This is a genomic window from Jeotgalicoccus halotolerans (assembly GCF_003387165.1).
Taxonomy (GTDB): Bacteria; Bacillota; Bacilli; order Staphylococcales; family Salinicoccaceae; genus Jeotgalicoccus; species Jeotgalicoccus halotolerans.
On record NZ_QUMW01000009.1, the window covers coordinates 212,373 to 236,166 of the forward strand.

The following is a 23,794-nucleotide window of genomic DNA, read 5'->3' on the forward strand; positions in this document are numbered from 1 at the left end:
CGCCATTGTTTAATAAATTAACCGGACATTTAAATGACTTAAACACATATGCCAAAGACGTACTGGAACTGATAGAATCACACGATGAAATTGTTATACTGAGACATCAGAAACCGGATCCCGATGCCTACGGTGCTCAGCTCGGTCTTCGTGCATATTTACAAAATAAATATCCTGATAAAAGTATCAAGGCGCTCGGCAGCGGCGAGCCGTCACTTGAGTTTTTAGGAGAAATGGACCGCGTGAGTACAATTGAGCGGCCTCTGGTTATTGTCGTGGATACGGGAAATAAAGAACGCATTGACGGCACGCTCGACTACGCAGAAAAAATCGTTAAAATTGACCATCACCCGAATGTCGAATTGTACGGCGACGTGTCGATTGTTGAGACGGATGTATCCTCATCGAGCGAACTGATTTATCTCTTAATCGACAGATGGGACAGCTCAGCTATGAACGATGAAGCCGCAGCCTTGTTTTATATGGGAATCGTCGGTGACACGGGCAGATTTTTATACAATAATACGAGTGCTCTGACGCATGCAGTCGCATCTAAGCTGAAAGAGTTTAATTTCGATGCTGCGGATTTGAACAATCAGATGCATAAATCATCTAAAAATAAATTTAAATATAAAGGTTATTTAATTAATAATGCAGTGTTTACGGATTCCGGCATCGCTTATGTGTACGTGCCGAAATCAATCATGGAAGAATACGATTTAAGCGTCAGCGAAGCGGGACTGGATGTAAATATCTTCAGGGAAATTGAAGATGTGAAAGTATGGTTTATCGCACTGGAAGGCGAGGGTGAAATCCGCGTCCGCCTCCGTTCAAAAGAGGTCGTAATCAACGATGTCGCTGCGATGTTCGACGGCGGCGGCCATCCGCTCGCTTCAGGCGTCCGTGTAAAAAACATGGATATGCTCAAAGAACTGCTTGTGAAAATTGAAGAAAAATTGTAAGAGTAGGTGTTTCAATGCTTAATTTAAATGTGCACAGCTCATTTGATTTTTTAAATTCAAATATTACATTGGAGCGTTTATACGAGAAATTAAACAGTGACGGCCAGCGCGCTGTAGCTGTCACTGATTTAAACCGCATGCACGCGGTATACCGGCTGATGGCAACTGCCCCGAAGTACGATATTAAACCGGTGCCCGGCATGGAAATTATTGTGGAAGACGGCATGAACGGCGTGTCGCTTGTGCTGCTGGCGAAAAATCATCAGGGCTATCTCGAGCTCGTGCGCACAAGCGCCATGCTGTCGTACAGAGGTTCAGAGCGGACGTCGCTCAAGTTTCTTCAGGATACTATTAAAAACTGCCTCTTAATCGGCAAGACTTCGGAAGCGACGGCCATTTTAAGCGCCATGGATCTTTCGGAAGAAGATAAATATATCAGCCACGATTCAGACGGAGATTACAAGAAGGTGTTTATAAAAGCCGCGCATTACGTTAATTCAAATGAACGGGGCTCCTTAAAAGTGCTGAATGCCATCCGGGATAACGAGCGGCTCAGTATTGACAGCGTGCAGAACCTCGAGGGGGATGCCTGTATTCAGACCCGGGATATGGTGCCTGAAGCCGCGCGCGTTTATTTAAAAAATAATGAAGAAATTATAAACAAGTGCGAGGTGCCGATACCTTCTGTATCTCATACACTGCCGAAATTTAATAATCCGGAAGGCAGCAGTTCAAAAGACTACTTATGGCAGCTTTTAACGGAAAGATTTGAAGCAGGAGATTTCAGAGACCGTAATGAATATATGGAACGGCTGAAGTACGAATACGGCATTATTACCGGTATGGGATTTGAAGATTATTTTTTAATTGTCCAGGACCTGGTAAATCATGCAAAATCAATCGGTATTTACGTCGGGCCGGGCAGGGGATCCTCCAGTGCAAGTCTCGTGTCGTATCTTTTGGATATTACCGAAGTCGACCCGCTTGAATACAATTTGCTGTTTGAGCGTTTTCTGAATCCGGAGAGGGTAAGCATGCCGGATATCGATATCGACTTTGAAGATTCAAGACGCGATGAAGTCGTTAAATATTTAATTGAAAAATACGGCGATATGCGGGTGGCGAACATCATTACATACGGAACGCTGAGCGCCAAAATGGCTGCGCGCGACGTGGGGCGCGTCTTCAGTTTTTCTGACGATGAACTGAAGCTCGTGTCCAATCTGGTGCCGGATGAGCCGAACGCATCGCTTGAAGATGCATTTTCAAGCAGCCGTTTTAACACGCTTTTAGAAGCGGACAGAAAGTATAAAACATTTATGGATATCACGTTGAAAATTGAAGGACTCCCGCGCCATACATCGACGCACGCAGCAGGCCTTCTTCTGAGCAGTGAAACGCTGACGAACAGCGTGCCCGTAATTTTCGCTGAAGGCCATGTAATGAGCCAGTGGCCGATGAAAGATGTCGAAGCGGCTGGACTGTTAAAAATTGATCTGCTCGGCTTAAAAAATCTGTCGCTGATCCGCTATATGGTCCAGAGCATCAGGCGGACGGAGAAAAACTTCTCGCTTGATGATATAAAAGAAGATAAAAGAGTCTATAAAATGCTGTCAAAAGGAATGACTCTCGGTATTTTTCAGCTGGAGTCATCCGGCATCAGACGGGTCATTGAAAACTTTCAGCCCGAAAGTCTGAAGGATCTCGCTGCAGTACTTGCACTGTACCGGCCGGGTCCGATGAAGGAAATCGATAACTTTATCTACAGAAAAGAACATCCTGAAACAATTAAGTATCCGCATGAAGATCTGAAAGATATTTTAAAAGAAACGTTCGGTGTCATCGTCTACCAGGAGCAGATTATGCAGATTGCCGGTAAAATTGCCGGCTTCAGTTACGGGGAAGCGGATATTTTAAGACGCGCCATGGGCAAAAAAGACCGTCATGCGCTGACTAATGAGCGCGAGCATTTTATTGCCGGAGCAGTGAAGAAAAACTACACTGCAGAGCTTGCAGAAAATATTTTCGATCTGATTATGGAGTTTGCAGACTATGGTTTTGTTAAGAGTCACGCGGTTGCCTACGGTAAAGTTGCCTACACGATGGCCTATATGAAACTGCATTATCCCGAACATTTTTACGCGGTCATATTAACACACCACCGGGGCAACGACGAAAAAATCAGCCAGCTTCTAACCGAGCTGAAGATGATGCGTATCCCGCTCCTCGCTCCGGATATTAATACATCCATATGGCAGAACTCGCAGCAAGAAGGCATTCTGCTCGGCTTTTCGATGATCAGCGGGATTTCAAGACCGCTGTATGAAGCGCTCATCAAAGCGCGTAAGGACGACGGACCTTTTAAGGATATATACGACCTGGTATCCCGCACGGATTTTAAATTCAATGAAAAAATCTTAAGAAACTTAATTATCTCGGGGGCACTCGACGGTTTTGAAGAAAACAGAAAAACGATGCTGCAGACGCTGCCGGATATTTTATCGACGGTGAGCGATGGTTATCAGCACGACTCGTTCTTAAGCTCCCTTGGTTTTAATCTTAAAAAAGAATACCGGTACAGCGAAGAAATGGACGGCGCTGAAAAAATTGAAGGCGAAAAAGAAGCGCTCGGATTTTATATTTCAACACATCCCATCCTCTTAAAGCATCGGGAACTTGAATTTATTCCCTTTTCTCTGATTCATCATAAACGTAAACACGGTACCTATCTTCTCTATATTGAAGATTTCCGCACGATTAAAGTGAAGAAAACAGGGCAGAATATGGCCTTTTTGACACTGACTGACGGGCATTCTAATATTGACGGGGTCCTATTTGCGAAAGAGTATTTTAAATATCATCCTATGCTGAAAGAATCGATCGTGGCAGCGGATGCAACTTACGGAATGCGCCAGGAAAAACCGCAGCTCGTTATAGACAGACTGTATCCGGCGGACGACTACGTCCGGACGTATATAGAGAAAACCAAGAAAATCTATATCAGGGATGTCAGTATCGATGAAATTTCAGAGCTGCTCGCAGACAGCGGGGTGCCGATTCACGATTTTAATACGCAAGAATTTGCCGGATATATTCCAATCAGTAAAATAGAAGCGTTAATTTCAAACATACAAGTCGAAAATATCCGTTTAATCGTGTAAATTTATTGTAAAATAAAAAAATTAATGATAATATACCGTGGTATGACCACTTTAGGAGGAACTAATTTGTCTTTAAAAAGCGATGCATTAGAACTGCACAAAGTTAACCAGGGAAAGCTTTCCGTCAATTCAAAAGTAGCATTAAAGGATAAAAAGGCGCTCAGTCTTGCGTATTCACCGGGAGTTGCTGAGCCGTGCAAGGAAATATACGAAGATGAAAGAAAGATATTTGATTACACGATTAAAGGTAATACTGTAGGCGTTGTCACTGATGGTTCGGCAGTGCTCGGACTCGGTAATATCGGAGCTTCAGCCAGTCTGCCGGTAATGGAAGGGAAGAGTGCGCTTCTTAAAAACTTTGCAGGCGTAGATTCTTTCCCAATCGCTTTAAAAACAAATGACGTCGATGAAATCGTCAATACAGTTAAACTGATGACTCCTGTCTTCGGTGGTATTAATCTGGAAGATATTTCAGCGCCGAGATGTTTTGAAATTGAGGAAAGGCTGAAAAAGGAAACTGATATTCCTGTCTTTCACGATGATCAGCACGGGACGGCTATCGTTACGCTGGCTGGTCTGATAAACGCAGTCAAACTGACAGGCAAAACTTTATCTACTGTTAAAGTGGTACTGAACGGCGCGGGCGCTGCAGGTGTTGCTATTGTTAAACTGCTTCACAGTTTTGGAGTCAAAGATATGATTATGTGCGATTCGCGCGGAGCGATTTACGAAGGCCGTGAAAGAGGCATGAACGCAATCAAAGATGAAGTTGCGAAGTTTACCAATATCGATAATGAAGAAGGCAAGCTTGCAGATGTTATTAAAGATGCAGATATTTTTATTGGTGTATCAGTGGAAAATGCAGTAACTGAAGAAATGGTCCGCTCGATGAATGAAGATCCGATTATCTTTGCTATGGCAAACCCGACTCCTGAAATTATGCCTGATGTCGCAATTGCCGCCGGTGCCAAAGTAGTGGGCACAGGACGCAGCGACTTCCCGAACCAGGTTAATAATGTACTGGCTTTCCCGGGTATTTTCAGAGGTGCACTCGATGTTCAGTCGACGCACATCAATGAGGAAATGAAAAAAGCGGCAGTGCTCGCAATCGCAGAAATTGTTAAGCCTGAAGAATTGAGTGCGGATTATGTGATTCCGGACGCCTTCCATCCGGAAGTAGCGCCGATGGTTGCAGAGCGCGTGGCAGCGGCTGCTATGAATACGGGCGTGTCGCGTAAAAAAGTTGAAGCCGGTTACGTATACTCCAGGACGAAAAAACTGATCAGCGAATTGAACGGTTAATCATGGAAAATAAAAAGGGTCTTCAGATGATTCTTGAAGAGATTAATAAAATTATCGTGGATCAGAATATCGGCATCGGAGAGAAGCTACCGAGTGAACGCTATTTGAAAGAACGGCTGAATGTCAGCCGGCAGAGCGTAAGGGAAGCGCTGAGAGCGCTGGAACTTATCGGGGTTATTTACGTTAAACGCGGGGAAGGTACGTATCTTGCGAATATCGACAGCCACCAGCTCTACACTTTAATAGCGAAATATCTGCTTAGAACAGACAGACAATATGAAGAGTTAGTTGAATTGATGCATATGATTGATTATTACTACGAACATAAATATAATGGCATGAAAACTGTGGATGACGGTGATAATCAAGTGGTGCAGAGAATCTACAAACTGCTGAAAAAATATGCTGACGGCTATGACAGCTAACTTCGATGAGGTGTAAAAATGTTAAAGGATATATTTTTTAAACTGAACAAAAAAGCAAGTGATGAAAAAACGGATAAGGCTGAGAAACAGGAAACGATTATGACGAAGTGTCCAAACTGCAAGAAGATTCTTTATTCAAAAGATCTTCACAAGCGTTTGAACGTCTGTTCAAATTGCGAGCATCATCTGCCAATCATAAGCACGGAGCGGATGGATGCGCTGCTCGATATTGACAGCGGCAAAGAACTGTTTGCAAATATTACATCGGTTAACCCGCTGAATTTCCCGAATTACGAAGAGAAACTTGCTTCTGATAAAGAGAAAACAGGTCTCGAAGAAGCATTAATCGTTTCCCACGGGAAAATTATGGGCAGTGAAGCGGTCGTCGCGATTATGGATCCGCGTTTCCGTATGGGCAGCATGGGTTCGGCGCTCGGTGAAAAACTGGCGCGTACTTTCCAGTATGCAACAGAACACAGACTGCCGGTCATCGTCTTTACAGCGAGCGGCGGCGCGCGCATGCAGGAAGGGATTTTATCGCTAATGCAGATGGCGAAAGTCAGCGTCGCGATTGAACGGCATAACAAAGCAGGTCTTCTTTACATCGCCTACATGACAAACCCTACAACGGGCGGAGTTTCCGCATCATTTGCGTCAGTCGGCGATATTAACTTAGCTGAAAAAGGCGCTTTAATCGGTTTTGCCGGACGCCGTGTAATCGAAGAAACAATTAAAGAAAAACTGCCGGATGATTTCCAGACGGCGGAGTTTTTACTCAAGCACGGGCAGCTTGATGATGTCGTCAACAGAGTGAACATGAAACGCTATCTTGGCACGATTTTAAAGATGCATGAAGAGGTTGTGTAATTATGGTATTTGAATTTGAAAAACCGGTTCAGGAACTGGAAAACAAAATTAAAGAGCTTGAAAAATATGCCCATAAAAATAAGCTGGATTTGACGACTGAAATCAGCTTTCTGGAGAGAAAAGTGAAGGATAAAAAAGAAGAAGTATATTCTCATCTTACACCCTGGCAGCGTGTTGAAATTGCACGCTACATAAAACGGCCGACTTCAAAAGAATATATCGCTGCGCTGTTCGATGACTTTATCGAGTTTAAAGGCGACCGCGCCTACTCGGATGACAATGCGATTATCGGAGGTATTGCGATGTTCAAGGGACGTCCAGTGACCGTAATCGGCAACCAGCGCGGAATGGATACGAAAGATAATATTGCGCGCAACTTCGGCATGGCGCACCCCGACGGCTACAGGAAAGCTCTCCGTCTGATGAAGCAGGCGGAGAAATTCAAACGCCCGGTGATCTGCTTTATAGATACGAAAGGTGCATATCCGGGTAAAGCCGCTGAAGAACGCGGCCAGAGCGAGTCGATTGCAAGAAACCTGGTCGAAATGGCTGGTCTGACTGTGCCTGTAATCAGTATCGTTATAGGGGAAGGCGGGTCGGGCGGTGCACTAGCGCTCGGTGTCTGCAATAAATTATTCATGCTCGAAAATGCAACTTACTCGGTGATTTCACCAGAAGGTGCAGCAAGTATTTTATTTAAAGACGCTTCGCTGAAAGAAATCGCAGCGGAATCTTTAAAAATAACTGCAGCTGATCTGCTTGAACTGGGCGTGAGTGACGGCACGATAAAAGAACCGGCCGGCGGCGCTCATCACGATAAATCATTTGTTTTCAACAAAACGGATGAAGTGCTGCAGAATGCACTGGCGGAACTTACGCCGATGGACGGTAATGCTTTAATCGATCAGCGTTACGACAAATACATGTCGATTGGACAGTTCAGTGAATAACAGGAATATATAAATCGCACTTGCCCGTATGGAGGCGGGTGCGATTTTTTTGATTAGTGTATCAATGGAGCGTGTTCATTGGCCGGCTGGCGTCTTTACTCAGCCAATGAACTTAAGTCAGTAGCGCACCGCAAGCCCGCCTTTCGATTTACTCGCATTTTCCGCGCCATATAGATAGACCGTGAAAGCATAATTATGCTATGTTTAAATGGACTGGCAGGTGGGTGATAATCATGAGGAAAATAGCGGTTTTGACAAGCGGCGGAGATGCGCCCGGCATGAATGCCGCGATACGTGCAGTGGTGCGTAAAGCAATTCATGACGGTTTGGAAGTTTACGGTGTAAGTCACGGTTTTAACGGACTGATAAATAACGATATTAACAAAATGAATCTCGGTGATGTCGGCGACATTATTCACCGGGGCGGGACGGCTTTATATTCCGCACGCTGTGAAGAGTTCAGGACTGAAAAAGGCAGAAAGCGTGCGGCGGATAATTTAAAGACATACGGTATTGAAGGTCTCGTCGTTATCGGCGGGGACGGTACGTACAAAGGTGCTTTTGAACTGTCGAAACTCGGTGTGAAAACCGTCGGTGTGCCTGCAACGATCGATAATGATATTGCCGGCACTGATGTAACTATCGGCTATGACACAGCACTCAACACCATCGTTGATATGATCGATCGTATCCGGGACACGGCAACGAGCCATGAACGGACCTTTATCATTGAGGTGATGGGCAGGGATTCCGGGGAACTTGCACTAAACGCCGGGCTCGCGGCCGGCGCGGAAACAATTTTTATTCCTGAGCGGAATACGAAGCTGGAAGATGTGGCCGAACGTATTCAGGCCGGGCTTGACCGGGGGAAAAAACATTCCCTGATCGTCGTCGCAGAAGGGGTCATGACTGCAGAATACTGTAGCGCTCAACTGGCAAAGTATATTAATATAGAAACCAGAATCAGTGTTTTAGGACATATCCAGCGCGGCGGCAAACCGAGTGCCGCAGACAGGGTGCTTGGTTCGAGACTCGGAGCTTATGCCGTAGATCTTCTCAAAGAGGGTCAGTCGGGTGTCGGCGCCGGTATTTCCAAAAATGAATTAACAGCCACAGATTTTTCGTACGTACATGTACATGAGAAAAAGTATGACAACAGTATTTATCTGCTTTCAAAAGAGCTTTCAATTTAGGAGGAAAAGAAGAATGAGAAATACAAAGATTGTATGTACAATAGGACCGGCTTCAGAATCGGAAGAAGTGCTTGAAAAAGTAATTATGGCGGGGATGAACGTTGCGCGTTTAAACTTTTCGCACGGTGACCACAAAGAACACCAGGCGCGCATTGATACGATTAGAAAAGTAGCGAAACGCCTCGATAAAACAGTCGGTATTCTCTTGGACACAAAAGGACCGGAAATCAGAACGCACTCGATGGAAAATGGAGAGGTTGAACTTGTCCGCGGGCAGAAAATCGAAGTGTCCATGACAGAGGTGCTCGGTAATTCAGAACGTTTCTCTGTTTCCTATGAAGGGCTGATCGATGATGTTGACCCGGGAGACTTTATTCTTCTTGATGACGGACTGGTTGAACTTGAAATCGATGAACTGAATAAAGATACAGGCATTATTACGACGACTGTTAAAAACAACGGCCTCTTAAAAAATAAAAAAGGGGTTAACGTGCCTGGTGTCAGCGTAAAACTACCAGGCTTAACAGAAAAAGATAAGGAAGATGTGAAGTTCGGCATCGAGCAGGGTGTTGATTTTATCGCGGCAAGCTTTGTCAGACGTGCAAAGGACGTGCTTGAAATCCGGGAGATGCTTGAATCACACGACGGAGAATACATTAAAATTATTCCTAAAATTGAAAACCAGGAAGGAATCGACAACATCGATGAAATCCTAAAAATTTCAGACGGCCTGATGGTCGCCCGAGGTGACCTCGGTGTGGAAATTGCCCCGGAAACAGTACCGATGATGCAAAAAGAGCTCATCAGAAAATGTAATTTACTCGGTAAACCGGTAATTACTGCAACACAGATGCTCGATTCTATGCAGACGAATCCGAGATGTACACGCGCTGAAGCAAGTGACGTGGCGAACGCAATTTACGACGGCAGCGATGCGGTAATGCTGAGCGGTGAAACAGCAGCTGGTGCGTATCCGGTAGAAGCAGTGCAGACGATGGCGAAAATCGCAGTATCGGCTGAAGAGGCTCAGGACTATAAGAAATTATTATCCGACAGAACGAAATCAACTCAGACAAATATGGTGACAGCAATCGGTGTATCCGTTGCCCACACTGCTCTGAATTTAAAATGTAAGGCAATTGTCGCAGCAACTGAAAGCGGACATACAGCGAATATGATTGCGAAATACCGTCCGCATGCGAATATCGTGGCGGTCACTCCTTATGAACATGTCGCGCGTCAGCTTAATCTCGTCTGGGGTGTTAACCCGATTGTCAAAGAAGCGGAAAGAGATACAGATGAGCTGCTCAATACATCTGTAATGGCAACGCTTGAAAAAGGCTACGCAAATGAAGGCGACTTAATTATTATTACCGCAGGTGTGCCTGCAGGCCGAGCGGGCACGACGAACTTAATGAAACTGCACGTCGTCGGGGATACGCTGATTAAAGCGCAGGGGATCGGCGATAAAACAGCAGTCGGAGAAGTAGTTACTGCAAGAAATTATAATGAACTGGAAGGCAAAGATACAACGGACAAGATTGTTGTTGTTCAGTCAGTCGATGCCTTAATGACGCCGCTCTTAGTTAAAGCAGCAGGATTAATTACTGTTGAAGGCGGACTGACAAGCCAGGGTGCTATCGTCGGCTTGAACCTGGAACTGCCGACTATTGTCGGTGCAAAAGAAGCACTTGAAGTGCTGGAAGACAATATGCTCGTTACTATAGACAGTGAGCAGAGCGTAGTCTACAGCGGACATGCGCATGTGTTATAAGGATTAGAGGTGTGTTGTATGAAGAGAACACTCACTGCCTTACTCGGGAGCATATTGTTTTTATCAGCATGTTCAGCCGGCAATGAAGATCAGCCGGCTGAAGAAGCAGCTCCTGAGACTGAGCAGGAAAATACAGAACAAGCTGCCAGCAGCAGCGATATGTCGTCAGCTGATTTAATTGAGGGTGCAGTTGAAAATAGTGAAGGTATTACGAGCTATGAAGCCCGACAGTCATTTAAAATTACTATGCCGGAGGAAGAAAGTACAATTCGGACGATTATGACTTATGGCGGACAAAATGAGCTGAAACTCTCTGTGAATAACAATGGTGATATCATTACTCATTATGTGGTTGAAGGTGACCACTTTATGTACCGGGACAATGAAGTCGTCGATACAGAAGAAACAGTGGAAATTGAAAGCAGCGATTACGAAACAATCGTCTCGGCACTTAAAAACTATCCGGAAGGCGAAGTCAGCGAACTTGACGGAGGGTATGCACTCACGATAAAGATCGACGACATCTCAGGATTAAGCAGTTTTATCGATGAAGAAACACTCGCTGATGTCGAATCGGCAGAGAGTATTAACGGGACTCTGCAGCTGTACTTTGATGCGGAGTATAAATTTACTGGCAGTGAACTTAAAGCGGACCTGGTAAATGAGGGCGAAGAAATTACGATTCACTCGACGGTCGATTATACGAATATCGACAAGGTTGACATGATTGAAAAACCGCATAATATGTCAGAATAAAATATCAGAATCAAGAAACCGGAGGCAGTGTATAAAAATGCCTCCGGTTTCTTATTAACAATTAATTTATACTTATGCTAATATATAAGATAATTAACTGATTCTTATTACACGATAAATAATCAGTTAAATAGTAATAGAATCTCGCAGTGTCAAAGGTTACGCTTACATTTTGTATTCTTATTCACAAACTTGGGTCTGTGAGAAGGTTAAACATAGATGTGACAATTTTGTTATACTTGGTTTAAAGATTCTGTTACATACTTAGGAGGGGGATTTATGACTGGAAACAGCGGTTTAGAAGGTGTTGTAATTGGAGAATCAAGAATCAGTTCAATTATCGGCACACAGCTGACTTACAGCGGTTATGAAATTGATGATTTAGCAGAAAATGCTGAGTTTGAAGAAGTGGTTTATTTATTATGGCACGATGATTTACCAAATGCCGAACAGCTCAAGCAGTTTAAAAAGGAGTTATATGAGCACGCTTTTTTAAATGACGATGCAAAGGATTTCTACAAAACATTTGTAGATAAATCAGTACATCCTATGAGCGCAGTGCGCACTGCGGTCTCACTGCTTGCGCATACAGATGAGAAGGCTGAAGAGCAGTCTGAAGAAGCGACGCTCCGTAAAGGAATTCGCATTCAGTCGAAAATTCCTTCAATTGTTGCGGCAATTGCCCGTACACGTGAAGGAAAAGAAGTGATTGATCCGAATCCGGATTATGGTTACGCAAAGAACTTCCTGTATATGCTTTACGGAGAAGAGCCGACTGAAGTTCAGGTTGAAGCGATGAATACAGCCTTGATTCTTCATGCGGACCACGAAATCAACGCTTCGACATTTGCTGCGCGTGTCATTGTTGCAACTTTATCGGATGTATATTCCGGTGTTACAGGAGCGATTGGCGCCTTGAAAGGTCCGCTGCACGGCGGAGCGAATGAACAGGTGATGGCAATGCTTGAGGAAATCGGTTCTCTGGATAATGTCGACAGCTACATCCACAAGAAATTAGACAACAAAGAAAAAATTATGGGAATGGGCCACAGAGTTTATAAAGAAGGCGACCCGCGGGCGAAATATCTTGAAGATATGGCACGCCGCTTAACTGAGGAAAACGGACAGCCTGAACTTTATGAAATGTCTGTTAAGATTGCACGTATTATTGAAGAAGAGAAAGGTCTTTTGCCTAACGTTGACTTCTTCAGTGCATCTGTTTACCATTCACTGGGAATTTCACATGACTTATTCACACCGATTTTTGCCGTCAGCAGAACGTCCGGCTGGATTGCACATATTTTCGAGCAGTACGAAAATAACAGATTAATCAGACCACGCGCGGAGTACAGCGGCCACACGGACAGAAAATACGAACCAATTGAAAAAAGATAATTAAAATACAACGGGGGTCTCACTAATGGCAGGAGAAAAAATTCAAACTAAAAATGGTGTACTGAACGTACCTGATAATCCGGTAATTCCTTTTATTGAAGGAGACGGAATCGGCCCGGATATCTGGGCAGCAGCGAGCAGAGTGATCGATGCAGCTGTAGAGAAAGCATACAACGGCGAGAAGAAAATCGACTGGCTTGAAGTATATGCAGGTCAAAAAGCATTCGACAAAACTGGCGAATGGCTTCCGCAGGATACACTTGATAAAATCAATGAGTATTTAATCGCTATTAAAGGACCGTTAACGACACCAATCGGCGGCGGTTTCCGTTCATTAAACGTTACACTGCGCCAGGAGCTCGACTTATTCGCGTGCCTGCGCCCTGTAAGACACTACAGCGGTGTACCTTCACCGGTTAAACACCCTGAACACTGCGATATGCAGATTTTCAGAGAGAACACTGAAGACATTTACGCAGGAATCGAATTTAACGAAGGCACGCCGGAAGTTAAAAAAGTGATCGACTTCCTGCAGGATGAAATGGGCGTTAAGAACATCCGTTTCCCTGAGTCTTCATCAATCGCAATTAAACCTGTATCAAAAGAAGGTACAGAACGTTTAGTGCGTTCTGCAATCAACTATGCAATTGAGCATAACAAACCATCAGTGACACTTGTACACAAAGGAAACATCATGAAGTTTACTGAAGGCGGATTTAAAAAATGGGGTTATGAGTTAGCCCGCAATGAATTCGGCGACAAAACATTTACTTGGGCTGAATACGATGAAATCGTAGAAAAAGACGGTAAAGAAAAAGCTGATGAAGTGCAAAATCAGGCAGTTGCTGACGGCAAAATCATCATCAAAGACTCTATTGCAGATATCTTCCTGCAGCAGATTCTGACTCGTCCGAAAGAGTTTGACGTTGTTGCAACGATGAACTTAAACGGAGATTATATCAGTGATGCTCTTGCAGCACAGGTTGGCGGAATCGGTATTGCACCGGGTGCGAACATCAACTACGAAACAGGTCACGCTATCTTTGAAGCAACACACGGTACAGCGCCTAAATATGCCGGTCAGGATAAAGTGAACCCGTCATCTGTTTTACTGTCTGGTGTCTTAATGCTGGAACACTTAGGATGGCAGGAAGCTGCTGATCTTGTGAACAGTGCAATTGAAAATACAATATCGAAAAAAATCGTCACATATGACTTCGCCCGCCTGATGGACGGCGCTACAGAAGTTAAATGTTCCGAGTTCGGTGATGCTTTAATCGAAAATATGCAATAATTCAGATTGTAAAATCTAAAGCTCAATATTATAATAGAAAAGCCGCTCCTCGGAGCGGCTTTTAATTTTGATACATATTGGAGGAAGTTTAAGCTGTGGACGAGAGTAAAAAGAAACATGGATTGTTTCAGAAATTTTTAGATTTTGTTGAATGGCTGGGTAACAAACTGCCGCACCCGGTTACACTTTTTGCACTACTTGCGGTACTTACTTTAGTTTTATCATCAATTTTCGGAATACTTGGAATTTCCGTCACACATCCAGGTGAAGGTAACGAAGAAGTTACCGTGAAAAATCTATTAAATGCTGAAGGAATCAGTTATATATTTGAAAGTATGACGGATAATTTCATCAACTTCGCACCGCTCGGCGTTGTACTGTTAACAATGCTCGGTATTGGAGTTGCTGAGCGTTCCGGATTAATAGGCGCTGCCTTAAAAGCGTTTGTACTGTCTATTCCAAAAAACCTGATCACGGCAGGTCTGGTTTTTGCCGGGATTATGTCTTCTGTAGCTTCTGATGCAGGTTATGTAGTACTGCCGCCGCTTGGTGCGCTTTTATACCTCGCACTCGGCAGACATCCGCTTGCGGGTCTTGCAGCGGCCTTTGCCGGTGTATCTGCAGGGTTCTCTGCGAACTTGCTCTTAAGCGGAACAGATGTAATGCTTGCTGAACTTACATCAGCAGCGGCTGCAGTAATTGATCCTGCTTATGCAGACTCAATCAACGTGGCAATGAACTGGTACTTTATTATCGTTAGTGTGTTCCTGCTGACATTTGTAGGCTGGTTCGTTTCTGCCAAAATTGTGGAACCGCGTCTCGGCTCATTTAAAATGTCCAAAGAACAGGAAGAGGAATTATCAGGCGAAGATATGGACGGCATTCAGACACTTCAGCCTGTTGAGAAAAAAGGTCTGATATGGGCACTTATCTCTGTCATAATCGGTCTCGTCCTTGCCGCACTGCTGGTAGTGCTGCCGAATTCACCGATGCGCGGATCAGACGACATCGGTTCTTATATGGATACCATTATCCAGTCGCCGTTTATGAGTTCACTGGTGCCGATTATTGCGATACTCTTCTTCATACCGGGTCTCGTATACGGTCTTGTAACAAAATCAATTAAAAACGATAAAGACGTAGCGAACCAGATGACTGACACTATGGCTTCCATGGGAATGTTTATCGTTTTGGCATTCGCAGCGGGTCAGTTCGTGGCTTACTTTACAGAATCTAATCTCGGTCTTGTCATCGGAGTTTACGGGGCCCAGCTTTTAGACAGCCTCAGCCTGACAGGAGCACCATTGTTAATCGGCTTTATGCTTGTGACTGCCCTGATTAACTTGTTCATCGGAAGCGCGAGTGCCAAATGGGCACTGATGGCACCGATTTTCGTGCCGATTCTGATGCAGCTCGGGTATTCTCCGGAATTGACGACGATGGCTTACCGTGTAGCGGACTCAAGCACAAATATTATTACACCGCTGATGACCTACTTTGCAATTATTATTGCTTTTGCACAGAAATACGATAAAAATATTGGTATTGGTACGCTGATTTCAGTTATGCTGCCGTACTCTATTTTCTTCTTTATCTTCTGGGCGGTTATGCTGATTGTCTGGAGTCTTCTCGGCCTGCCGCTCGGTCCGGATTCACCGGTTCACTATTAAAAAATACTTTAAAAACACCTGCCTCAAAATTGGGACAGGTGTTTTTTTAAAGACCTGGTCAACAGCAGGTCTTTTTTAATTGGATAATATTCAATGGAACTGTATAATTTAAAGTAAGAATGAAGACTTAAGGAGAGTATTATGGCTAAGTTAATTCTCATGGATGGAAACAGTATCGCCTTCCGTGCATTTTACGGCCTCCCGCTGTTAACGAATCAGAGCGGGCTGCATACGAATGCAATTTTCGGCTATGCGAGACTGCTTGAAAAAGTAATAAAAGAAGAAAATCCCGATTATTTTTTAGTGGCGTTTGATGCCGGTAAATCGACGTTCAGACATAAACAATACACGGAATATAAAGGCGGCAGACAGAAAACTCCGCCGGAACTCGGTGAACAGTTCGCGCCGATCAGAAAGCTGATTGATGCTTACGGGATTAAACGTTTCGAGCATGAAGACTACGAAGCGGACGATATTATCGGTACATGGACCAGGCTTGCTGACAAAGAGAACTTTGAAACGATTGTTATTACCGGCGACAAAGACTTGACGCAGCTGGCAAGTGACAATACAAAAGTATATATTACGAAAAAAGGTGTTACCGATATTGAAGTGTACACACCGGAACACGTCGCAGAAGTATACGACGGCCTTAAGCCGCTGCAGATTATCGACTTAAAAGGTCTGATGGGCGACAAATCGGATAATATTCCCGGTGTCCCGGGCGTCGGTGAAAAAACTGCGGTTAAACTTTTAAAAGAATACGGCAGTGTTGAAGAGGTACTGAATAACCTGGAAAATATCTCTGGAAAAAAATTAAACGAAAACTTAACGAACAATCAGGAAATCGCACTGATGAGTAAAGATCTCGCCACAATTTACCGCGATATGACGTTTGATTTCAGTCTCGATGATCTCAAGTTCAAAAATGAGGATTCAGAAGAGAAATACGAGCTGTTTAAAGAGCTTGAATTTAATTCGCTTCTGAATAATATGGAAGCAGCCGAAGTGGAAGAGGTAGCCGCGTTTACAGCAGAACCGACGGATTCTTTAAATGACTTCGGCGATGATATCAGCATTTATCTTGAAGTGCACGCGGACAACTATTTAAAAAACAAACCTGAATATATCGGTATTGCTGATGAGAATTTTGTTCTCGTTAAAGCATCGGCTGAATTTGATTCTGACGAGCTCAGCCAGTTTTTAAATACGCGTACTTCTGTCACGACCTATGATTTAAAACGCCAGGTTGCACTGTTAAATCATCTGAACATTGAATTCGATCATTTTACAGAAGATATTATGCTCGGCAGCTTCTTATTAAATCCGTCTAAAAAAATTATCGATGTAGCTGAAACAGCAGCCGATTTTAACGTATCGATTAACAGCGATGATTTCCATTACGGCAAAGGACGGAAGCAAAAAGACCCTTCAGCTGAGGAAACAAAAGCTTTCGTTGCCGATAAAGTCCAGGCGATTGAAAAAGTGACGGAGCCGATGGCGGAAAAATTACGTGCAGATGAAATGTACGACTTATGGCATGACCTTGAAATTCCGCTGTCGAAGGTGCTCGTTCAGATGGAACTTAAAGGCATCAAAGTCAAAACTGACCGCCTGAAAGAAATGGAAACAGAACTGAGCGGCCGGCTGAAAGAGATAGAAGAGAAAATATACGAACTTGCAGGTGAAGAATTTAATATTAATTCCCCAAAACAGCTCGGCGTAATTTTATTTGAAAAACTCGGACTGCCGGCTATTAAAAAGACAAAAACCGGTTATTCGACAGCGGTCGACGTGCTGGAGCAGCTCGCAGACAAGCATGAAATTATCGAACATATTTTAACTTACCGCACTATCAGCAAGCTGCAGTCGACCTACGTGATCGGACTGCAGGGTGAAGTCACTGAAGATTCACGCATTCATACGCGCTTTAATCAGACGCTTGCTCAAACGGGGCGTTTATCGAGTGTGGAGCCGAACCTGCAAAATATCCCGATCAGACTGGAAGAAGGACGCAAAATCCGTCAGGCTTTCGTGCCGTCGAAAGAGGGTAACGTACTGCTCGGACTCGACTATTCACAAATTGAATTGCGCGTCCTCGCTGCAATTACAAAAGATGAATCGATGATCGAAGCATTTACGAACGATATTGATATTCATACGAAAACGGCCATGGAAGTATACGGTGTCGAACTGGATGAAGTAACACCTGAAATGCGCCGGAACGCAAAAGCGGTAAACTTCGGTATCGTTTACGGCATCAGCGATTACGGACTGAGCCAGAACTTAGGCATTACGCGGAAGGAAGCGGGCCGGTTTATCGAAACCTATCTCGAATCCTTTAAAGAAGTCAAACAGTTTATGCACGATATCGTTCAGGACGCGAAACGCGACGGCTATGTTACGACGCTGCTGCACCGCCGCCGCTACGTGCCTGACGTTAACAGCAGAAACTTTAATGCGCGCTCCTTTGCAGAACGTACAGCGATGAACTCGCCGATTCAGGGGAGTGCTGCTGATATTATTAAACTCGCGATGGTAAAATATGCCGGGAGTGAAGAAGCACAGAAATTTAATGCAGAATTATTATTACAGATCCACGATGAGCTGATCTTTGATATTCCGGAAAACGAAGTGGAAGCTTTTATCCCGGTTATCAGAGATATTATGGAGAATGCTATAGACATCGACGTGCCGCTGAAAGTAGATGCAGGCTACGGAACGGACTGGTATGAAGTGAAGTAGGTGAAGAAATGCCGGAACTGCCGGAAGTAGAACTCGTTAAGCGGGAACTCACACCCGTTATCAATTTAAAGATTACGGATGTCGAGCTGTCGCAGTATATTTACAACGGGCATAAAACAAATAAAAGAACAATCGTCAAAGATAATCTCGACGCCTTTAAGACTCTGGTTGCAGGCAAGACGATTATGCACATCGGCCGGCGAGGAAAGTATTTATATTTCCTGCTCGGTGACGAGTATGAAACGACGCATTTAGTCAGTCATCTCGGCATGTCCGGGGCGTATTTTATCGTGTCGGATTTTGAAGATATTAAAGAACATAATTTTAAAAAGCACTGGCAGGTTATTTTCTCTCTGGATAATGGTCAGAAGCTCATATATTCCGATATACGCCGCTTCGGGGAAATGCATACGCATGAAAGTCTGCATGACTTTCCGCCGTTTGCCCGCATGGCGCCGGAATATACGGATGAATTTAGCCTGGATCATTATATGACGATGATGCGCGCGAAGAAATATGAAAACAAGCCGGTTAAGGCGGCGATTATGGACGGCGAAGTGATTCCGGGCGTCGGTAATATATATGCAGTTGAGAGCTTGTATCTGTCTCATATTCTGCCGACTCGGAAAGTGAAAAATATTTCCGATAAACGCCTCCGCGAGCTGTTCGACCGGATTACGGAAGTGTTTGAACTGTCCTTATCGAGGGGCGGTTCAACAATTTCCGACTACCGGAGTGTTACCGGCGGCAGGGGCGAAATGCAAAACAGCTTTAATGTCTATCAGCGAAAAACATGTCCGCTCGGACATCCGCTCAAGACGAAAGTGATTAATACACGCAATACTTTTTATTGCACAACATGTCAGAGGTGACGAAGGTCCATGTATAAAATAATCGGTTTAACAGGCGGCATCGCAAGCGGAAAAACAACGGTGAGCGACTATTTGAAAAAGCGGGGCTACGTTGTGCTTGACGCTGATGCCTATTCCAAAAAAACAACAGCGAAAAACGGTCCGGCGATTCCTGCAATTATCGAAGCTTTCGGAGCGGATATTGTGGATGAAGCTGGCGAACTTGACCGGAAAAAACTCGGCAGCATTATTTTTAATGATGCCGATAAACGCCGCGAGCTGAATGAAATCGTTCATCCGCTGATCAGGGAGATGATGAATGCGGATGAAGAGAAGTATATTCAAAAAGGACATGTTTTTCTCGATATTCCGCTGCTGTTTGAAAACGGGCTGAACGAACGCTGTGATTACGTGGTAACGGTCTTTGTCGACCGTGATACGCAGATTAAACGGCTGACAGCCCGGAATGATTTAACGGTGGAAGAAGCGGAAGCACGCATTAACAGCCAGATGCCGCTGACAGAAAAAGTTCAAAAGAGCGACTTCAGGCTGGATAATAACGGGACTGTCGAAATGCTGTATGAACAAATCGACAGATTTACAGAAGACTTGGAAAGCATGTGAAAACGTGTTCAATCACGACTTTAAATGTGTTATACTATTTATGAAAAATGATCATTCAAAGGAGCTCTAGTCATGAAAAAAGTTGCAATTAACGGTTTAGGTAGAATAGGAAGAATGGTGTTTCGTATTGTCACGGAATCAAAAGAACTTGATCTCGTTGCTATCAACGCGACACACTCTGCAGAAACTATCGCACATTTACTGAATTACGATACTACGCACGGAACATGGGATAAGCATGTTGAAGTGAAAGACGGCAACCTTGTGGTAGACGGTAAAGAAATTGCTGTAACAGGCGACCGCAATCCTGAGAACCTGCCATGGGCTGACCTCGGCATCGATGTAGTTATCGAAGCAACAGGCGCTTTCAACCACGGTGACAAAGCACAGGCGCACATTAACGCCGGTGCTAAAAAAGTGCTGTTAACAGGACCTTCTAAAGGCGGCAATGTACAAACTCTCGTACGCGGAGTTAACTGTGCAACCTTGGATACTTCATCATACGATGTATTCTCAAATGCATCATGTACGACAAACTGTCTTGCACCTGTAGCGAAAGTACTGAACGATGAGTTCGGCATTAAAAACGGTCTCGTAACGACAGTTCACGCTTACACGAACGACCAGATGAACATCGACAACCCGCATAAAGATTTACGCCGTGCGCGTTCAGCTGCAGAAAACATTATTCCGACTTCAACAGGCGCTGCAAAAGCAACTGCTTTAGTGCTCCCGGAACTCGAAGGCAAACTCGACGGTATGGCACTCCGCGTACCGGTATCTAACGTATCTTTAGTCGACCTTGTAGTAGACCTTGAAAAAGATGTGACTAAAGAAGAAATCAATGAAGCGTTCAAGAAATACGAAGCTGACGCAATGAAAGGTATTTTAGGTGTAAGCGACGCGCCGCTAGTATCAAGCGACTTTAATACAGATCCGCGCAGCTCTATCGTTGACTCAGCCCTGACTATGGTTATGGATAACAACAAAGTTAAAGTACTTTCATGGTACGATAATGAGTGGGGTTACTCTGTAAGATGTGTTGAATTGGCTGAAATGATCGCGAAAGATATTTAACAATACAGTCACAGGAGGATAGTTGATGCTATCCTCTTTTTTGATACAATAAAATTAACAATATGAACGAAGGAGTGCTGGCATGAAATTAGTAAATAAAGAAGGACAAAGTACAGAACTGATTATCAAAGGTGAGACAGCATCATACAAAGGCGAGGAATACGATGTGATTATTCACGACGGGGACCTTGCAGGCGCCGGACATATTGCGACGAATAACTTTATCGTCAAAGAAGAATATATTAAAGAAATGATTAAAAGATTTAAAGGCCGGAAAGGCAATGTCGACCAGTACGACGGCTTTCAGGGCTTTATGCTGATAAAAAAAGACAACAAAATGTCGGTGCTGACAGGCTGGCAGACAACAGAAGACTTTACAGCCTGGGTGGAATCGGAAGCCTTCCAGAACTCGCACGTTAAAAAAGAACAGCGTGTAAAATCCGAAGGCAGCGATTACTTGGAAGCAATGCCGGTACGTGAAAACTTCAGCGTCGAAGGCTAAACTTTTTGTATGAAACAGTCGTGACACCTCTTACTTTGAGGTGGCGGGACTGTTTTTTTTTGATGAGGGGTGGATGGCGATTGAGACGGGCGCGCCACTGTGAATGCGACAATGGCCCAGTAAAGCGTCCAGCACGCCATTGTGAACGCGACAATGGCCCAGTAAAGCGTCCAGCGCGTCATTGTGAATGCGACAATGGCACGGTAAAGTGTCCAGCGCGCCACTGTGAATGCGACAATGGCACGGTAAAGCATCCAGCGCGCCATTGTGAATGCGACAATGGCCCAGTAAAGTGTCCAGCGCGCCACTGTGCCTCCCGCAATGACCAGACAGCCGGCCTGCACCGCCCAATTTACCTCAATCCGCTTTCTTTTTTATGTTTATTGCTTTCGGTGTTATAATAATTGAAACTAATCTATTACAAATGAGGTGAACATCATATGAGATGTCCAAAGTGTCAGCATACAAATTCAAAAGTGGTGGATTCGCGTCATGCGGATGAGATGAATGCAATTCGGAGACGCCGGGAATGCGAAGATTGCGCAACGCGTTTTACAACGTTTGAACGGATTGAACTGTCACCCCTTGTCGTTATAAAAAAGGACGGAACACGCGAAGTGTTCGACAGATCGAAGGTGCTTGACGGCCTTTTAAAAGCTTGTGAAAAACGGACGATTCCTTATGATGAAATTGAAAAGCGCGCGGATAACGTGGAAGCTGCTTTACGGAATTTAAACAAGGCTGAAATTTCCTCGAACGATATCGGCGAATCCGTTATGAAAGAATTAATTACTCTCGATCAGGTAGCATACGTGCGTTTTGCATCTGTGTACAGAGAATTTAAAGATATCGATCAGCTGATGGATATCCTTCAAAATCTAGAAAAAGGTAAGGCGTAAAATGAAATTTAATGAACGTTTAAAACCGAATACGGAGTTTATCGTTTACCAGCCGGGAACTTTGTCCGACGATAATTACGAAGTGCTGAATGCCTTATATTTACCGGTTATCGGCACTGAAGCCTTCGGTATCTATCTGTATTTGTTTGAATCGACAAAAGTATACGATAAGCTTGCCGTCCGTTTTCACCGTGAGCTGATGGACGAGCTGTCGCTGAACTTATCGGACTTTGAAACGTCGCTCGATAAGCTCGAAGCCATCGGACTCGTGCGCACTTATGTATCGAACAAAGAACACGATGACCTCTTTGTCTACAGACTGCTGCAGCCGCTCACTCCGGAGATGTACTTCAAAGATCCCATGCTGTCCATGTATTTATATTCTCAGGTCGGCTCGGCTAAATTCAACGATAAAAAAGACCGTCTTACCTATCCGGAACTGCCCGGCGACCTGACCGAGGTAACGAAGAAATTCACCGAGGTGTTCTACCACGCGAGAGATGCGAAATTCCGTACACCGGATGAACACTTTAAACAGAATGACGTCTCCCGGGGACCGTCGATTGACCTCGATGATTTTGATTTCGAAGTGCTGTATACACACTTGAAGGGGACGCGCATCGATAAGCAGTTTTTTACAAAGGAAGTAAAAAAACTTGTCGTGCAGCTGAGCCAGCTGTTTAAATTAAATGCATATGATATTAAGCAGATTCTATTGCAGTCATCGAGTCCCCAGTTCGGAATCGATAAAGAGCGCTTAAAAACCGAAGCCCGCAAATACTATCAGAAAGAATACGGGGAAGTTATTCCGAGTTTTACAACAGCCGAAGAAGCAGTAAGACCTTCCGGTGATGAATCGTATCTCGACAGCCTCGACAAGGTGAGTCCGCTCGACAGAATTAACGACCTCAGAAATTACAAACCGTCGGAAAACGATTTAAAAGTCGTGACGGAATTAATTGTTAAAACCGGCCTTGAAAACGGCGTGCTGAATGTGCTCATGGAGTATGCTATTCAGATGAAAGAGGGCGATCTGCCGCTCAGATACGTGATGACTATCGCGGAAAACTGGGAAAAAGAAGGTTACCGCACAGCAGCGGAAGCGTATCAGTCGATTATGGAATTCCGTGAAGCCCAGGAAGAAAAACGGCGGAAACGCCAGTTTAAATACGCGGGCCCTGGTGAGGAACAGCCGGCCTGGCTGAAAGAGAAGACAGGCACAAAAGAAAACCGGCAAGGAACCTCTAAGACTAAGAATACGAAGAAAACCGGTGAACAGATGAAAACGCTGAAAGACGATGAAGACTTCAGCAAACTGATTAATAAATTTAGAGAAAATTAGGTGAG

Annotated in this window: 19 protein-coding genes; all 19 read left to right on the forward strand. The window is 44.4% G+C overall.

The window, feature by feature from the left end; translation table 11 throughout:
* The first annotated feature begins 5 nt into the window (after positions 1-5).
* The 19 genes from DFR63_RS02355 to DFR63_RS02450 all read left to right on the forward strand — a co-directional run bounded on the left by DFR63_RS02355 (position 6) and on the right by DFR63_RS02450 (position 23,789).
* Entirely contained in the window at positions 6-962 is a 957-nt protein-coding gene (locus tag DFR63_RS02355; protein ID WP_115884139.1) for a DHH family phosphoesterase, read from the forward strand.
* Positions 963-976: 14 nt separating this feature from the next.
* Entirely contained in the window at positions 977-4,123 is a 3,147-nt protein-coding gene (locus DFR63_RS02360; protein WP_115884140.1) for a DNA polymerase III subunit alpha, read from the forward strand.
* A 66-nt stretch (positions 4,124-4,189) separates the two neighbouring features.
* Positions 4,190-5,425 (forward strand): NADP-dependent malic enzyme, encoded by a 1,236-nt coding sequence (gene ystJ, locus DFR63_RS02365; RefSeq protein WP_115884141.1) that lies wholly within the window; start codon positions 4,190-4,192, stop codon positions 5,423-5,425.
* A 2-nt stretch (positions 5,426-5,427) separates the two neighbouring features.
* Positions 5,428-5,850, forward strand: coding sequence for a FadR/GntR family transcriptional regulator (locus tag DFR63_RS02370; RefSeq protein ID WP_115884142.1), 423 nt, complete (start codon positions 5,428-5,430; stop codon positions 5,848-5,850).
* A gap of 18 nt (positions 5,851-5,868) precedes the next feature.
* Positions 5,869-6,717: an acetyl-CoA carboxylase, carboxyltransferase subunit beta gene (gene accD, locus DFR63_RS02375; protein ID WP_115884143.1), complete on the forward strand. Its 849-nt coding sequence runs from the start codon at positions 5,869-5,871 to the stop codon at positions 6,715-6,717.
* Between the two features lie 2 nt (positions 6,718-6,719).
* A complete protein-coding gene (locus tag DFR63_RS02380; protein ID WP_115884144.1) occupies positions 6,720-7,667 on the forward strand; it encodes an acetyl-CoA carboxylase carboxyltransferase subunit alpha in 948 nt (315 codons plus the stop codon).
* Between the two features lie 233 nt (positions 7,668-7,900).
* Positions 7,901-8,860: a 6-phosphofructokinase gene (gene pfkA, locus DFR63_RS02385; protein WP_115884145.1), complete on the forward strand. Its 960-nt coding sequence runs from the start codon at positions 7,901-7,903 to the stop codon at positions 8,858-8,860.
* A gap of 13 nt (positions 8,861-8,873) precedes the next feature.
* Entirely contained in the window at positions 8,874-10,634 is a 1,761-nt protein-coding gene (pyk, locus tag DFR63_RS02390) for a pyruvate kinase (RefSeq protein ID WP_115884146.1), read from the forward strand.
* Positions 10,635-10,652: 18 nt separating this feature from the next.
* A complete protein-coding gene (locus DFR63_RS02395; protein WP_115884147.1) occupies positions 10,653-11,390 on the forward strand; it encodes a hypothetical protein in 738 nt (245 codons plus the stop codon).
* 279 nt (positions 11,391-11,669) lie between these two features.
* Complete coding sequence (citZ, locus tag DFR63_RS02400; RefSeq protein WP_115884148.1) at positions 11,670-12,785, forward strand: citrate synthase; 1,116 nt, start codon at positions 11,670-11,672, stop codon at positions 12,783-12,785.
* Positions 12,786-12,810: 25 nt separating this feature from the next.
* Positions 12,811-14,079, forward strand: a complete 1,269-nt coding sequence (gene icd / locus DFR63_RS02405) for an NADP-dependent isocitrate dehydrogenase (protein WP_115884149.1) — start codon at positions 12,811-12,813, stop codon at positions 14,077-14,079.
* A gap of 95 nt (positions 14,080-14,174) precedes the next feature.
* Positions 14,175-15,749 (forward strand): AbgT family transporter, encoded by a 1,575-nt coding sequence (locus tag DFR63_RS02410; protein WP_115884150.1) that lies wholly within the window; start codon positions 14,175-14,177, stop codon positions 15,747-15,749.
* A 141-nt stretch (positions 15,750-15,890) separates the two neighbouring features.
* Entirely contained in the window at positions 15,891-18,494 is a 2,604-nt protein-coding gene (gene polA / locus DFR63_RS02415; protein ID WP_115884151.1) for a DNA polymerase I, read from the forward strand.
* A gap of 8 nt (positions 18,495-18,502) precedes the next feature.
* Entirely contained in the window at positions 18,503-19,366 is an 864-nt protein-coding gene (mutM, locus tag DFR63_RS02420) for a bifunctional DNA-formamidopyrimidine glycosylase/DNA-(apurinic or apyrimidinic site) lyase (RefSeq protein ID WP_115884152.1), read from the forward strand.
* Between the two features lie 9 nt (positions 19,367-19,375).
* Positions 19,376-19,969: a dephospho-CoA kinase gene (coaE, locus tag DFR63_RS02425; protein ID WP_115884153.1), complete on the forward strand. Its 594-nt coding sequence runs from the start codon at positions 19,376-19,378 to the stop codon at positions 19,967-19,969.
* Positions 19,970-20,041: 72 nt separating this feature from the next.
* The gene (gap, locus tag DFR63_RS02430; RefSeq protein ID WP_115884154.1) at positions 20,042-21,046 is read left to right on the forward strand and encodes a type I glyceraldehyde-3-phosphate dehydrogenase; all 1,005 of its coding nucleotides are present in this window, start codon (positions 20,042-20,044) and stop codon (positions 21,044-21,046) included.
* Between the two features lie 82 nt (positions 21,047-21,128).
* Positions 21,129-21,548, forward strand: coding sequence for an antibiotic biosynthesis monooxygenase family protein (locus DFR63_RS02435; RefSeq protein WP_115884155.1), 420 nt, complete (start codon positions 21,129-21,131; stop codon positions 21,546-21,548).
* A gap of 440 nt (positions 21,549-21,988) precedes the next feature.
* Complete coding sequence (nrdR, locus tag DFR63_RS02445; RefSeq protein ID WP_115884157.1) at positions 21,989-22,447, forward strand: transcriptional regulator NrdR; 459 nt, start codon at positions 21,989-21,991, stop codon at positions 22,445-22,447.
* Position 22,448: 1 nt separating this feature from the next.
* Positions 22,449-23,789 (forward strand): replication initiation and membrane attachment family protein, encoded by a 1,341-nt coding sequence (locus tag DFR63_RS02450; protein WP_115884158.1) that lies wholly within the window; start codon positions 22,449-22,451, stop codon positions 23,787-23,789.
* Positions 23,790-23,794 lie beyond the last annotated feature (5 nt).

Bases quoted from the DNA above. Each gene is read 5' to 3' on its own strand.
- DFR63_RS02435 (WP_115884155.1), top strand. From the start codon at position 21,129: ATGAAATTAGTAAATAAAGAAGGACAAAGTACAGAACTGATTATCAAA.
- accD (WP_115884143.1), top strand. From the start codon at position 5,869: ATGTTAAAGGATATATTTTTTAAACTGAACAAAAAAGCAAGTGATGAA.
- icd (WP_115884149.1), top strand. From the start codon at position 12,811: ATGGCAGGAGAAAAAATTCAAACTAAAAATGGTGTACTGAACGTACCT.
- nrdR (WP_115884157.1), top strand. From the start codon at position 21,989: ATGAGATGTCCAAAGTGTCAGCATACAAATTCAAAAGTGGTGGATTCG.
- citZ (WP_115884148.1), top strand. From the start codon at position 11,670: ATGACTGGAAACAGCGGTTTAGAAGGTGTTGTAATTGGAGAATCAAGA.
- DFR63_RS02450 (WP_115884158.1), top strand. From the start codon at position 22,449: ATGAAATTTAATGAACGTTTAAAACCGAATACGGAGTTTATCGTTTAC.
- pyk (WP_115884146.1), top strand. From the start codon at position 8,874: ATGAGAAATACAAAGATTGTATGTACAATAGGACCGGCTTCAGAATCG.
- gap (WP_115884154.1), top strand. From the start codon at position 20,042: ATGAAAAAAGTTGCAATTAACGGTTTAGGTAGAATAGGAAGAATGGTG.
- DFR63_RS02370 (WP_115884142.1), top strand. From the start codon at position 5,428: ATGGAAAATAAAAAGGGTCTTCAGATGATTCTTGAAGAGATTAATAAA.
- DFR63_RS02395 (WP_115884147.1), top strand. From the start codon at position 10,653: ATGAAGAGAACACTCACTGCCTTACTCGGGAGCATATTGTTTTTATCA.
- polA (WP_115884151.1), top strand. From the start codon at position 15,891: ATGGCTAAGTTAATTCTCATGGATGGAAACAGTATCGCCTTCCGTGCA.
- DFR63_RS02360 (WP_115884140.1), top strand. From the start codon at position 977: ATGCTTAATTTAAATGTGCACAGCTCATTTGATTTTTTAAATTCAAAT.
- coaE (WP_115884153.1), top strand. From the start codon at position 19,376: ATGTATAAAATAATCGGTTTAACAGGCGGCATCGCAAGCGGAAAAACA.
- pfkA (WP_115884145.1), top strand. From the start codon at position 7,901: ATGAGGAAAATAGCGGTTTTGACAAGCGGCGGAGATGCGCCCGGCATG.
- DFR63_RS02380 (WP_115884144.1), top strand. From the start codon at position 6,720: ATGGTATTTGAATTTGAAAAACCGGTTCAGGAACTGGAAAACAAAATT.
- mutM (WP_115884152.1), top strand. From the start codon at position 18,503: ATGCCGGAACTGCCGGAAGTAGAACTCGTTAAGCGGGAACTCACACCC.